Origin of the sequence: Paenibacillus sp. CCS19 (genome assembly GCF_033239625.1) — a bacterium.
In the GTDB taxonomy this organism is placed as follows: domain Bacteria; phylum Bacillota; class Bacilli; order Paenibacillales; family Paenibacillaceae; genus Paenibacillus_T.
The window spans coordinates 60,655-73,103 of record NZ_BTCK01000020.1 but is presented as its reverse complement, the minus strand read 5'-3'; the positions used below and the strand labels follow the sequence as shown (position 1 = coordinate 73,103).

Annotated in this window: 14 protein-coding genes; 8 read left to right on the top strand and 6 right to left on the bottom strand. The window is 53.3% G+C overall.

Annotation, left to right across the window (positions count from 1 at the left end):
- Positions 1-77: 77 nt before the first annotated feature.
- Positions 78-1,055 carry an aldo/keto reductase gene (locus SBI19_RS15290; protein ID WP_317969622.1) on the bottom strand — a complete coding sequence of 326 codons (978 nt, stop codon included), beginning with the start codon at positions 1,053-1,055 and terminating at the stop codon, positions 78-80.
- A 263-nt stretch (positions 1,056-1,318) separates the two neighbouring features.
- Here SBI19_RS15290 and SBI19_RS15285 point away from each other — a divergent pair, with 263 nt between their 5' ends.
- The 4 genes from SBI19_RS15285 to SBI19_RS15270 are packed head-to-tail and all read left to right on the top strand — an operon-like array spanning position 1,319 to position 4,701.
- Positions 1,319-2,509 carry an MGDG synthase family glycosyltransferase gene (locus SBI19_RS15285; RefSeq protein ID WP_317969620.1) on the top strand — a complete coding sequence of 397 codons (1,191 nt, stop codon included), beginning with the start codon at positions 1,319-1,321 and terminating at the stop codon, positions 2,507-2,509.
- A gap of 13 nt (positions 2,510-2,522) precedes the next feature.
- Entirely contained in the window at positions 2,523-3,722 is a 1,200-nt protein-coding gene (locus SBI19_RS15280) for an MFS transporter (RefSeq protein WP_317969618.1), read from the top strand.
- Positions 3,723-3,737: 15 nt separating this feature from the next.
- The gene (locus SBI19_RS15275) at positions 3,738-4,343 is read left to right on the top strand and encodes a TVP38/TMEM64 family protein (RefSeq protein WP_317969617.1); all 606 of its coding nucleotides are present in this window, start codon (positions 3,738-3,740) and stop codon (positions 4,341-4,343) included.
- Between the two features lie 25 nt (positions 4,344-4,368).
- On the top strand, positions 4,369-4,701 hold the full coding sequence (locus tag SBI19_RS15270; protein ID WP_317969616.1) for a hypothetical protein: 333 nt from the start codon (positions 4,369-4,371) through the stop codon (positions 4,699-4,701).
- A gap of 3 nt (positions 4,702-4,704) precedes the next feature.
- Here the strand turns inward: SBI19_RS15270 and SBI19_RS15265 are convergent, their stop codons facing one another.
- A complete protein-coding gene (locus SBI19_RS15265; RefSeq protein WP_317969615.1) occupies positions 4,705-6,030 on the bottom strand; it encodes an extracellular solute-binding protein in 1,326 nt (441 codons plus the stop codon).
- 421 nt (positions 6,031-6,451) lie between these two features.
- On the opposite strand from SBI19_RS15265, the gene SBI19_RS15260 reads away from it, so the two are divergent.
- A complete protein-coding gene (locus SBI19_RS15260) occupies positions 6,452-6,595 on the top strand; it encodes a hypothetical protein (RefSeq protein ID WP_317969614.1) in 144 nt (47 codons plus the stop codon).
- 78 nt (positions 6,596-6,673) lie between these two features.
- Entirely contained in the window at positions 6,674-6,967 is a 294-nt protein-coding gene (locus SBI19_RS15255) for a transposase (protein WP_483312299.1), read from the top strand.
- A 94-nt stretch (positions 6,968-7,061) separates the two neighbouring features.
- On the opposite strand, the gene SBI19_RS15250 is transcribed toward SBI19_RS15255, so the two are convergent.
- Positions 7,062-8,927 (bottom strand): ATP-binding protein, encoded by a 1,866-nt coding sequence (locus SBI19_RS15250; RefSeq protein ID WP_317969613.1) that lies wholly within the window; start codon positions 8,925-8,927, stop codon positions 7,062-7,064.
- A gap of 233 nt (positions 8,928-9,160) precedes the next feature.
- Between SBI19_RS15250 and mscL the strand changes: the two genes are divergently transcribed.
- Positions 9,161-9,667, top strand: coding sequence for a large conductance mechanosensitive channel protein MscL (mscL, locus tag SBI19_RS15245; protein WP_317969611.1), 507 nt, complete (start codon positions 9,161-9,163; stop codon positions 9,665-9,667).
- Positions 9,668-9,685: 18 nt separating this feature from the next.
- On the top strand, positions 9,686-10,327 hold the full coding sequence (locus SBI19_RS15240; RefSeq protein ID WP_317969609.1) for an NUDIX hydrolase: 642 nt from the start codon (positions 9,686-9,688) through the stop codon (positions 10,325-10,327).
- Positions 10,328-10,399: 72 nt separating this feature from the next.
- Here SBI19_RS15240 and SBI19_RS15235 read toward each other — a convergent pair whose 3' ends face one another.
- The 3 genes from SBI19_RS15235 to SBI19_RS15225 form a co-directional block, all read right to left on the bottom strand.
- Positions 10,400-10,909 (bottom strand): hypothetical protein, encoded by a 510-nt coding sequence (locus tag SBI19_RS15235; RefSeq protein ID WP_317969607.1) that lies wholly within the window; start codon positions 10,907-10,909, stop codon positions 10,400-10,402.
- A gap of 166 nt (positions 10,910-11,075) precedes the next feature.
- On the bottom strand, positions 11,076-11,510 hold the full coding sequence (locus tag SBI19_RS15230; protein ID WP_317969605.1) for a hypothetical protein: 435 nt from the start codon (positions 11,508-11,510) through the stop codon (positions 11,076-11,078).
- A 252-nt stretch (positions 11,511-11,762) separates the two neighbouring features.
- Positions 11,763-12,437: a hypothetical protein gene (locus tag SBI19_RS15225; protein ID WP_317969603.1), complete on the bottom strand. Its 675-nt coding sequence runs from the start codon at positions 12,435-12,437 to the stop codon at positions 11,763-11,765.
- Positions 12,438-12,449: the final 12 nt, after the last annotated feature.

Genomic DNA, 12,449 nt, shown 5'->3' with positions numbered 1-12,449 from the left:
AAGCCTCCAGATCCCTCCTCCGATGACCAAAAAAGAGCTCTGGACGCTTCGCGCGCCAGAGCTCTTCCATACCTACCTTACCAAGCGTACGCCCGCGGCGCTTCGCCGCCCGGGCCCGGGAAAATCTCGTCGATGCGCTTCAGCGCCGACTCGTCGAGCTTCACTTCGACCGCACGCAGCGTTCGGTCGAACTGCTCCATCGTACGCACGCCGATGATCGGCGCCGTTACCGCTGGCTGTGCCAGCAGCCACGCCAGCGCTACTGTATCTTCGCGCTCCCCAAGCTCGTCGCACAATGCGCCGAACTGCTCGAGCTGCGAAGCGTGCTTCTCCAAACGCTTCGCATCGCCGCTCCGTTTGCTGCCGCCGCCATGGCGGGCGTTGCCAGCGAGCAGGCCGCCGTCGAGCGGGCTCCAAGGAATGACGCCAAGTCCGAGCGCCTGCGATGCTGGCAGCACTTCAAGCTCCGGGAGACGGCAGAGCAGGTTGTACTTATGCTGCTCGCAGACGAGGCCCAGATGGCCGCGCGCCTTCGCCTCGCCTTGCGCGACAGCGATGTCCCAGCCAGCGAAGTTGCTCGAGCCGACGTAACCGATTTTGCCTTGCGCCGCAGCGATTTCGAACGCTCCCCACAGCTCCTGCCAGCTTACGCTGCGGTCGATGTGATGCATTTGGTAGAGCTCGATATGATCGGTTTGCAGCCTTTTGAGCGAGCCTTCGAGATGGCGGCGAATTTTGTAAGCGGATAGGCCCGCTTCCCGGTTCGGTCCATCGAGCGGATCATGCATATCGCCATACATCTTCGTTGCGAGAACGGTCCGTTCACGGCGTCCGCCGCCTTGCGCGAACCAACGTCCGATAATCTCTTCCGTCCGTCCTGCGTTCTCGCCCCATCCGTAAATGTTAGCTGTATCGAAAAAGTTGATGCCCGCATCCAGCGCAGCATCCATAATGCGAAATGATTCCTGCTCATCGGTGTCGACACCGAAGTTCATCGTACCAAGACAGAGACGACTTACACGCAGACCGGACTTACCAAGCTTCGTAAATTCCATAATCATTTCACTCTCCTAAACTTGTATAAGGTATGTATTTCCTCTGCTATAGTACCACATACGAATTTATTACGTTACCTAGTGTCACTAGAAAAAACAAATTCTTATTGGCGATAAAACCTTCCTTTAAACGCGGTCGCTCACCTTCGAACGGCCTCGATAGCGGTTTTCTCACCACAGCCCAATCTCAAACCCAAATTCTCCAACACCGATAATGCTCCGATGACAATTGCAGGATATACTCCGTGCAGGAGGTGTGTCGTATGCCAATCCCAATAATGTCTGCGAATTCGGCCGGCCGCATTCTGATCATCTACGCCTCATACGGAGACGGCCATCTGCAGGCTGCCCGTGCCATTCGCGATGCATTGGAACGTCAGGGTATCGAGGCGAACCGAATCAAGCTCGTCGATTTGATGGCCGAAGCTAGTCCGCTGCTGAACGAAGTATCCCGCCGTTTCTACCTGCACAGCTATTCCAAGATGCCTACCCTTTATGGTTGGGTCTATGATCGTACCCGCCCGATGAAACATGATTCCTTATTCGGCGGCTGGCTCCACTCCTTCGGCAGAGAGAAGCTTCACCGGCTGCTCCTGTCCGAACGTCCAGACGCCATTGTGTACACTTTCCCCGTATTCGCTGCTCCCTCCTCGCGCCGAAGATCCTACCCGCCTATACCGACTTCCGCTGTTGTAACCGACTTCGACCTGCACTGCCGCTGGGTTCACCCGCATGTAGACCGCTACTTCGTCGCAACCGATGATCTCAAATCGGAATTAGTGCGACTCGGCATTGTCGAGCGCCGTATTACCGTCAGTGGCATTCCGATCAAGCAAAGCTTCAACGCTCTTCGCCCGAATGCGCAATGGTTCGCCAAATACGGTCTTCCCGAAGACCGCCCCATCGTTCTCGTTATGGCAGGCGCCGCTGGTGTCATGCCGGATGTACCAGAGGTATGCGAAGCGCTGCTGCAGGACAATGCTGTTACTGTGGCCGTTGTATGCGGACGCAATGAAACGCTGGAAGATTCGCTCCGCTCCCGCTTCCATAATGAGCTGTCCGATCGCATGGATCGGCGACTGCACCTGTTCGGCTATGTCGACACGATCCATGAGCTGATGGCGGTTGCCGATTGTCTGGTCACGAAGCCAGGGGGCATCACGCTGTCTGAAGGGCTCGCTGCCGGTCTGCCTCTGTTCATCTACCGCCCCGTGCCCGGCCAAGAGAAGAACAATGCGCTCTATTTGCACAGCAAGGGAGCTGCTCATATCGCCCGTCATCCGCAGGAGCTTAGCGATGCGATACGCTCCCTGTTGCATAATCCGATTGCGCTGACCCTTCATCAGCAGGCGGCACGCATGCTTGGCCGCAGCGGAGCGGCCGACACAGTTGCTTTGGATATTCTGCGACAATGTCTTATAATGGAAGAGGCGTCCTCTCCGACTCATTATTGAAGGAGCTATTGCCGTGACCACTATAGCTGTCCGATGGTTCAACGCGGAGAATGTACTGTTCTCCGCTATTCTGTTTCTAGTCGAGTTCATTCGGGGTGCCGGCGTCATCAGCTTTCTGCCGATCTATGGCGAGAAGACGCTTGGCCTATCGCTGGATGTCATCGGAATTGCGGTTACCGCCCATTATGTAACCGATACGGTATTGAAATTGATCATCGGCTATTTGCTCGATCGCTTGTCCGCCCATATCGTCGTTCAGATCGGATTGGTGCTGACAACGGCCGGCATCGCGATGCTGCCCTACAGCCAGAGCCCTTGGCTGTTCATCACGGCGTCCGCCTTGTTCGGCATCGGCATCTCGCCAATCTGGATCGTTTGTTTGACCCGCGTCTCTGATCGGAAGCGCGCGACGCAGATGGGCTTTCTCTACACCATATGGTTCGTTGGACTCGGCACAGGGCCGATCGTTGCGAACATTCTGCTTGATTATACGCGATCCGGTACATACATGATGCTGCTCATCGCTTCGGCCGTCGCGCTTGTGCTGTCTCTGCTCATGAAGCCAGGGCGTGCATCCGGTGTTGCGACCATTCCGTTCACGGAGCAGCTGCACATTCTTCGGGACAAATTAAGCCAAATGAAACTGCTGCTGCCGGGCATGATTCTGCAGACAACAGGAGCGAGCATGCTCGTTCCCATTCTGCCGAGCTTCGCGACCGATCAACTGGGACTGACAGGCGCTCAATATTCGCTTCTGCTCGTGATCGGCGGAGGTTTCACGGTCGCGGGCTTAATGCCGCTTGGTCGATTAGCAGACAAGCTCGGCGGGAAGAAGTGGTTTCTCGTCATCGGCTTCGCCTGCTTCGGAATTATGTTGTATTCGCTCGCGTGGGCGCCTTCGTTCTGGCAGTGTTTGCTGCTCGCAGCCATACTTGGCCTTTCCTATGCCGCCGTCCTGCCTGCTTGGAATGCATTGCTCGCTTCCTATGTACCTATAAAGCAGCAAGGGCTTGGTTGGGGATTGTTCTCGACGGTCGAAGGAATTGGTGTTATGATCGGGCCGATCGTAGGCGGCGTCATTGCATCAAGAATCGGTGTGCCTGCGGTAGTCTGGTATAGCGCCGCGTTGTTCGGGCTTATTGCCCTGTTCTACTTATGGTTCCCGTTTCGTCATTTCAAAGAGAAACAAAGCGATTCGCGCAAGAAAGGATAAGGTGAATTTATCAGCATGAGTCAATGGCAGGACTGGCTGCATCATCTCAAATCTCTCGATCTCGAGCATATGGAGCGTACGCTGCGCAGCTACTCGGCGTACGGACCGCTGCCTGGACTGCTCATGCCGATTGCGGAGGCGCTGATTCCAGCGCTTCCGCTCATTGTGATAGTCGCGGCTAACGCTAACATTTATGGGCTATGGTACGGTTTCTTGTTATCCTGGCTTGGCGCTACGATGGGTGCAAGCATCGTCTTCTGGCTTGCCCGTAAGCTGGGCAGACGATTGGGCGGACGTTTCCGGAGACGATTCCCGAAGTCTGAGCGCTTCTTCGATTGGGTCGAGCATAGAGGCTTCACCCCGTTGTTTCTGTTCGCCTGTTTCCCGTTCACGCCATCCGCACTTATTAATATTGTGGCAGGCTTAAGCAAGCTGCCTTTCCAGACGTTCTTCTTAGCGACATTGCTTGGCAAATCCGTCATGATCTTCAGCATCTCGATCGTGAGCGCCGATATCTCTAATCTAGGACGCCAGCCTTGGCGTATCTTCGTACTCATTACAGTGCTGGCCGTCATGTGGTTCTTAGGCAAGCAGCTGGAACGCAAATATGCGATCAAATGACCGCTAAAGGGAGTCGAACAAACGAATGACGATGAGCATCAATTGGTTTTCAGTTGGCGCGACTTCCCTCGTGCTGCTGTTGACCTTCGGCCTGCTCGGGGCCATGTTCCTCATTATTAAGCTATCATCCGACGATTCAGGCAAGTACAATGCACTGAAAGATATGGTCGAGACGTTGTTCGAGACGCCTGCGCATCTTCGCCCTGGAGCGGCTGCCAAGAATGACGACAACAACAAAGAAGCGGCCGCGCAATCGGCGGCCGCCTTGGAACCTTTCGTGGAAGCATGCCCCGCCTGCGGGGACACGGTCACCGAAGCGCACAAGGAATGTCCTACGTGCGGCTTACGGCTGCAATGATAGCTACGGCTTCTTCGCCTCTTCTTGGGTCAATGCCCAATCGGCGTTGATACGGTCGAGCTCTTGGTCGAAGCTGGCGTCCAGCGAATTCGAACGCTCGTCTCTGACCGTGTCATTCAACAGAATGCTAAGCCTCATGATCGCGGCATAATATCCTGGTTCGCCATTCTTGCTGTACATGCTGCCTGCATTCGTCTTGACGATGTACGCCAGTCGATCGGCCAGCGTCGGATCCTTGAAGCTGTTTCGCCACGCTTCCCGCACCTTATCCGTTAGGAGAAGCGGCATTGTAACATGCTCCGTCGCGTATACGATGTTCGCCTCTTCGCTGCCCGACATATACTGGGCGAACTCAATCGCCTTATCCGAATGTTCACTCTTCTTAGAGACAGCAAGCGCTCCAACATTCCCTATCCCCTGCTGCTTCATAGGACCTGCCGGGAACGGAGCAACGTCGACATCCGACATCGACGACAATAATATCTTAAGCTGCTGGCTGTGGCCGACCATCATCGGAATATTGCCTTCATTGAAGTGGATCACAAAATCGTCCGCCACTGCATCTTGCCCGCCGATCTCGTCTGTTTTTAACGCGCTCAGCATCAACGACAAGCCTTGTCTGAACGAAGTATCGAGCACCAGCTTGGTCTGTTCTTCGTTCAGCGGTTCTCCGCCGTAGGACTGCCCAGCCGGCAGCAGCAGTCTCGCGCCTTGCTCCAGGCCGACACGAAGCTGCTTCTCCTTCATAACCGTCTTAACGGAATGGATCATATCTTCATATGTCCAATCCAAAGTCGGTACCGCGTCACCGGTCACCAAATTTTTATTATAGTAAATCAGTTCGGTATCATTCGTGATCGGAAACCCATAGGTTCCTCCGTCGATCATCAGTGAGCTTGCGAGCGACGCATAGTAGGCATCCGAGCCAAACTCGCCTTGATAGGAGCTCAGATCCTGTACGAGTCCATCTTTAACGAAGTCTTGGAGATCCTCGGGAATTTCCACCCAATAAAGATCCTGCGCTTCGCCGGGCTCAATCAATTCAGCCAACTTTACCGGCTGCGTTCTAAGATGCAGCTTCCATTCCACACTGACTTCAGGATGACTCGCCTTATACCCTGCTGCCGCCTTCTTCAGCGCCTCCAATGTAAAGTCATCCTGCGAGAAATAATGGACCGTCAACGTAATCGGATCGAGCTGTTCCGGAGCCTTATCGACTATCGTATCTGTATCGACCGGCTTCGTAATGCTGTCCTCAACGAAGCCATCCTCCCAGTTTTCCTCTTCCTTCGTGCTAGAATCACTCGAACAAGCAGTTACTGCTAGCATAACTGAAATCAAAACCGTGCCTATTAGGCTGGCCTTCCATGACACACGAGCTCTACCTCAACTCTCTTACGATAAATTTTTCGGCGTGTAACGTTCCCCATATTTCTTTTTTTATGATATTTTTACCATTTAGCCATTAATCTGTCAATTGAATTTAACCTTAAGGGTTCAGACCTACTGGGCACTATTGATGAAGACGCCAAACACAGATGGACCAGATACTTGTCAACAGGCTGCGTGAGCAAGCGAAAGTTCGAGCTTGCAGTATCGATTGACGAGCGAAGCATCCGCTGTCAGCGCGATGAAGACGAACTTCATTGTTCGCTTATAATTGACCGCCTTTTGCGGCAAACTGTTGAAGCAAGCTTCCGCAGCGCCGATCGCGTATCGGCAATGCCAACATGGAAGGAGAAGGTTAAGCATGTCCGGCAAATTGCCATCTGACAAACAAAAATCAGCACGCAAGCAGCAATCACTTGCAGATCGGGGTCAAGCCAACAAATCGGCAGCGAGCGAGCTTCAATCTGAAGCGGACAGCGCGGCCGTACCTAAGCACGGACTGTGAGTCTGATATGGAAGGTGCTGACGAGGCTGGCATCGTTGGTGCTGTACTCGGGCGAGTAGCACGAAGGAGGAAATCCGTTTGAGTCGTGACAATCAGCATAATAAAATGGAGCCTATCTCCGGCGAGCAGGTTGAAGTCGAAGGCGTATATCGCAATGAGTGGGGCCGCGAGGAGAAAATGGAGCGCGGTGAAATGTTCCCTTCCGATCCAATGCTAGGCAATACGGAATGGGAGCTTGTCGAGCTTGATTTTGACAATCATCATAAAGGCCATACCGACCCGCGTCTCGTCCCGCATGACGACGATGACAACCCTGAAGCACATATGCAGCATCCGCGGCGCCATCCACAGGATACGCGCACGGAGAAATAGGACACCCGATTGCTCAGCAAGCACGACAGCCCCGTCTATCCCCTCTTCAACAAGAGCGGAATGGACGGGGCTGTTGCAATTGTTACGCTTATCGCTATGTACTGCGCTCGCGTGTATTCATGCTTGCTTGCGGCGGCCACGGCAGCACCCGCAGGACATTATCGGATGAAGCTCGCTGCAGTGCCGACGATTCAGCGGCAGCAGTCGTATTCGGCACTCTGCCGCTTGGAGGCGCTGCATATGGAAGCATGATCGTGAAGATCGTCCCCTCGCCAACCTCGCTGTGTGCCGTCACTTTGCCCTGATGATTATCGATGATTTTGTATGTGACCATAAGACCGAGCCCTGTGCCTTTATCCTTCGTTGTGTAGAACGGCTGCCCCATCTTCGATAGCTGCTCTTGCGGTATGCCCGGTCCTTGATCGGCAATCCGAATCATGACCGAATCCTCTACTCGCTTGCACATAATGGATATCGTACCGCCATCAACCATCGCTTCGATCGCATTCTTGAGAATATTAATGAAGACCTGCTTAATCTGATTCTCCACGCCAAAGATCCACAGCGGCTCCTTGCCTGCATCAACCGAAATCTGCGTATTATGCAGAGCGGCCTGCGCTTCAAGCAACGTGACAACATCGTACATGACGCGCCGTGTATCCTGATGCGTCAACTCATACACCTGCGGCTTGGATAACATCAGCATCTCGCTGACGATCGACTCAATGCGAGTGAGCTCGGATTTCATGATGTCGAAGTAATTCTTCCCATTGCCGCGCCCCGATGAAATGAGCTGCAGGAAGCCCTTCAGCGACGTAAGCGGGTTGCGAATTTCGTGCGCAATGCCTGCCGCGAGCTGTCCCGCAACATATAGCTTCTCCGAGTTGATCAGCAGCTCTTCGTTCTTCTTCCGCTCCGAGATGTCTCGAATGATAATCTGGAAAGCTCGGCGGCCAGGCATCGATGTCGGCGCTAATACGATCTCGGTATACAGTCGTTTGCCGGTTACCGTGAACCACTCGAGCTCGATAGGTCCGTGCGTCAATCCAGGCTCCAGCGTGCCGATATAACCCGCCATCTCTTCATGATGCTTCGGATCAAGGAACAAATAAATCGACTTGCCGAGCATCTCTTCCGGCGAGGAAGCATTAAACATGACCAGACCTGAGCGATTCACATACTCCCAATGATTGCCGTTAAGCACTGCGATCATATCGATGGAGTTCTCCACGAGCAGCTTATAACGCTGATCCGCTAGACGGAACCGGCGGTCCGTTACCCGCGTCATAAGACTGATCGCCAGAATCGTTAATGTCGCCGCACCAAGCACGATTGCTAATACGAGGTAAAATTCATTCAATCGTTCACTCGTCATGATCTCGCTGTATCGAATGACAATCCCCTTCATGCCGAGCATATGCATCATCATGCACGAGCTTCCTAGCACGATGCTCGCCGGCCAGATGGATGTTTCCAAATTCGTCTCATTCAGCAGCAATGCGATTAATGTGCCAATAAGCATAATCGCTATCGATAACGAGAACATAACGGGATCAAAATCAATCGAGAGGAATGGTGAAGACAGCCTGCTCAAATAATGAAGCAGCAGCGCACCTGCGCTAAGCAGCAAGGCTGCAGCCATCACTCGGACGGGGAAGCGCGTAATCCGCTCCGACTCGATGACGAGGAAGGAAAAGTAAGCGAGTCCCGCCGCCACTACTAACGTAAGCAGCATCTGGACATTAATAAAGGCATATTGCTCGGTGGATAATAGAGACAGGAAATGCATGGCCCATTGCCCGATACCGATTACAACGGAACCGCACAGCAGCCACATGTGGCGGCGCTGGCTCTGCTCCCGTTTGAGATGGCCGATGAGCGTGAACATCGTGAAGGAAGAAAATACGATAATGACAAACGCTAATATAAGAAATACAAGAAGCTCCGTCCTGACACTCATCCCTAGGTAATCATTCATAGATCAGCACAAACTTTCTTCTCAGTCTAGTCGCTTCGTTTTAATTCGACAATTTTCTAGATAATCCTTTTAATTTTCCAATTATTTTACATAGTCCAATAGACCTAATTTATTCCACAAGTCCCTCCAAGCGTCAATTCTTGCGATCCATTCTGTTCGATATACCGCAATAGCGGGTATAATAGAACGAACAAGAGTAGGAAGGATAGGATAGAATGAAAACCTTATTGAAAGAATTCAAATCGTTCGCCGTCAAAGGCAACGTGATCGATCTTGCGGTCGGCGTCATTATCGGCGGCGCTTTCGGCAAAATCGTCTCCTCGATCGTCAACGATCTCATTATGCCTCCAATCGGACTGCTGCTGGGCGGCATGAACTTCGTCGATCTGTACATCAACCTGAACGATATTGACAAAAGCGGTACGGTGAATGGCATACCTGCCTCGGAGCTGTCGCTTGCAAAGGCGCAGGAGCACGGCATTCCCGTCATCGCATACGGTCAGTTTATTAACGTTGTGCTCGACTTCACCATCGTTGCATTCTGCGTATTCCTCCTCGTCAAAGGGATCAGTAAACTGAAGCGCACCGAGGAAGAGAAGCCTGCAGCGCCGACGGAGAAGGAATGCCCGTACTGCTTGTCCTCTGTTCCGATCAAAGCGACTCGCTGCAAGCACTGCACTTCGCATTTGGAACCTGCTGCTGAACCTGGAGCGGCCATCTAGAAGGAGTGACACGCTCATATGAAAGCGGAGCTGTTCGATATATTCGATGAAGCGATGAATCCGATCGGCCAGGCAACGCGGGCCGAGGCGCATGCGAAAGGTTACTGGCATCAGACGTTCCACTGCTGGCTGACTAGGCGCGAGGGCGATCGGCGTCTTGTGCAGTTCCAGCTTCGCACCGCGACTAAAGACACGAATCCAAGCTGTTATGACATCACGGCTGCCGGTCATCTAGCAGCTGGCGAAACCGTCGCTCAAGCGGTTCGCGAGCTCGAGGAGGAGCTTGGCGTATCCGCCCCGTTCGAACAGCTTGTCCCGCTGCTCCGCTGGCAAGAGGAAGACGAAGGCGTCGCGAATGGCATTCCTTATATCGACAGGGAGTTCAGCCATGTGTTCGGTCTCGTGTGGAACGAACCGCTGGCGGCAATGCGCCTTCAGGCTGAAGAGGTGGCCGGCCTCTATGAAGCGGAGCTGAACGATATGATCGCACTGTTCGAAGGGCAGATCGAGACCGTTGAGGCCTCCGGTATTGCTCTCCAGAAGAGCGGCAGCGACTATGTCAACGTCGCCGGTCAGACTGTCGTTCGCGCATCACAATTCGTGCCGCGCGATCTGGCTTACTACATCCAAGTGCTTCGCGCGTTGGAGAAGCTTACTTAATATCGGACTCATACGAAGAAGCCGGAGCACACGGTGACGTGCTCCGGCTTTATTTTATAATCGAGACCGCTTCTATTCCTCATCCACACGAATCGGCCTGCGTCCACGCTGCTGACCGGTCGCCCGCTCCCAGTTCCGGTACCAATTATCGATAAGGCCATGAATGCTGTAGAATACCGTATTGCGCGGCGCCACGTCGAAATCGTTAATGTCCGGCTCGCGGTAAATTCTCGCCGCTGTCATATGAATGCATGCGTGCACCTGGCTCGACTCCATGAAACGCCCCAGCTCATCAAGCGTTGCGAATGACTCAGGCTGATTCACGATCCGATTCTCTGCCGCCCAATTGTAGCAAGGCGCACGCCGAATCGCATCCGGCACCTGCGGCCAAGGCTCAACCCAGCGGGTGTCATACCCCTGCTGTTCATACCAACTTAATGCCCGGCGAATGAACTGGCGATGGAACCGGAGGAACCGATCTCCCCAGCCCACAGGCACGAACGTCCCGTTCACATGATTGGCATGGTGCCACAGCCGGTGCTCCTCCAGCAGCTGCGGAGGAAAGTTTGGAATTGTTGGCATGCTTCAATGCCCCCCTTCAACAATAGCCCATACGTTCACGTGCTGTAGCATATGCGCGCCTCTTGCGTCCCGTGAATGCCCCCATTAACCGTCTTGATGAGAAACCTTAGCCCCATAAAGAAATAACGGCCTCCTCATAGGAAGCCGTTGTTTATGATACAAGATGCTAGTATCGACCGCAGGACGATTTTTTACGTTTGATGCAAATGTCGAACGTCACCTTTACTTCATTCCATTTGCCGAACTCGCAGCAGATGCGTACGCAATCGGACTCGCCTGTGCAGAAAAAGCCGACAACCTTGCAATCACAGCCGCAATGCTTCAGAATTTCCTGAATAACACGGCTCTCACGCCAACGAATCGCTTTAGCCAGTTCTTCTGCTACCCATTTGTTCTGCAGCGTATTAAAAATACAACTCAGCTCTTTGCCAGCCTCTTGAATGCCTTCAACTGCTGGATCCTCACCGCCGGAGCGACAACCGCCGCTGCTCCGACCGCATCCACACGAACCGGACGACGACCAGCTTGTCCGTGCGCCGCGTTTGTTAGCAACCGAATAACGGATGCCTGTGAATTTCATAGTAGCCGATTTCAGTGTCATTCCACCTCCTCCTTTCCGTTTGCTCACCATATCCTATGCCAAGACGTAGAGAAGGTATGGACAAGAACTATCCGATATCCGCGCATTGTTCAGCTCGCACTGCAACTGGACAATTCTCGGCATCCCATCATCTGCGGAGCAGGCGATTGCGTACGCGGACAGGCAAACTTACCGGACAATTGGAGGTTATGGAGGACATGCCGAAGAGGATGAGCGGCAGTCTGCTCATCCTCTTCAATAGTAGATCCAGTTCTACAACTGCACTTCGACACCTGTCTTCGCCGTCGTTGCAACATGGAGCGATTTGCGGTATTCCACACGTCCGATTTCGCAGCCCTTCCCGATATGAACCTTGTTGCCGCGCACGACGTCTGCTTTCGTATGCTCCAGATAGATATCATCGCCTTCGATAACCGACACCGTAAGCTCGGTATGCATCTGCGATTTGACCCAGTTCTTAACTGACATCCAAGGGCTCCGGCGTATGTCAATCTGTCTGCCGCCGATTTCCTTCACACGGCATGACCCGTACAGGCGAATGTCCGCATACTCCGCATTGATTAATCCGTCAACGGCGATCGTGCCTTTGATTTTGAGATGCTCCGCATCTACATAACCTTGCGCCTCCAGATTGCCGGTAACGTTAACGATTCTGCCGCGAACGCCTCCGCGAACGATGAGCTGTCCGAGCAGCTTCAATTGTTCGCCGCTGCACTCACCTTCGACCGCAATATCGCCTGTTGCCTTAAACATCTTCTGTGTATGAATGTTCCCTCTAACTTTGCAATTGCCGATACAGCTGAACGTATCGCAATCAATCGGGCCGAGCACCTCGCTATCGCCCATAATTCGGACGGAGTCATAAGAGCCGCCTGCGATCGAACCATTGCCCATGACTTTGGCGCTGCCTCGATATGCTGTATTCATGTCTATTCTTCC

Coding starts and splice junctions, on each gene's coding strand:
- SBI19_RS15290 (WP_317969622.1), bottom strand. CDS start 1,055: ATGGAATTTACGAAGCTTGGTAAGTCCGGTCTGCGTGTAAGTCGTCTC.
- SBI19_RS15285 (WP_317969620.1), top strand. CDS start 1,319: ATGCCAATCCCAATAATGTCTGCGAATTCGGCCGGCCGCATTCTGATC.
- SBI19_RS15275 (WP_317969617.1), top strand. CDS start 3,738: ATGAGTCAATGGCAGGACTGGCTGCATCATCTCAAATCTCTCGATCTC.
- SBI19_RS15270 (WP_317969616.1), top strand. CDS start 4,369: ATGACGATGAGCATCAATTGGTTTTCAGTTGGCGCGACTTCCCTCGTG.
- SBI19_RS15265 (WP_317969615.1), bottom strand. CDS start 6,030: ATGCTAGCAGTAACTGCTTGTTCGAGTGATTCTAGCACGAAGGAAGAG.
- SBI19_RS15260 (WP_317969614.1), top strand. CDS start 6,452: ATGTCCGGCAAATTGCCATCTGACAAACAAAAATCAGCACGCAAGCAG.
- SBI19_RS15250 (WP_317969613.1), bottom strand. CDS start 8,927: ATGAGTGTCAGGACGGAGCTTCTTGTATTTCTTATATTAGCGTTTGTC.
- mscL (WP_317969611.1), top strand. CDS start 9,161: ATGAAAACCTTATTGAAAGAATTCAAATCGTTCGCCGTCAAAGGCAAC.
- SBI19_RS15240 (WP_317969609.1), top strand. CDS start 9,686: ATGAAAGCGGAGCTGTTCGATATATTCGATGAAGCGATGAATCCGATC.
- SBI19_RS15235 (WP_317969607.1), bottom strand. CDS start 10,909: ATGCCAACAATTCCAAACTTTCCTCCGCAGCTGCTGGAGGAGCACCGG.
- SBI19_RS15230 (WP_317969605.1), bottom strand. CDS start 11,510: ATGACACTGAAATCGGCTACTATGAAATTCACAGGCATCCGTTATTCG.
- SBI19_RS15225 (WP_317969603.1), bottom strand. CDS start 12,437: ATGAATACAGCATATCGAGGCAGCGCCAAAGTCATGGGCAATGGTTCG.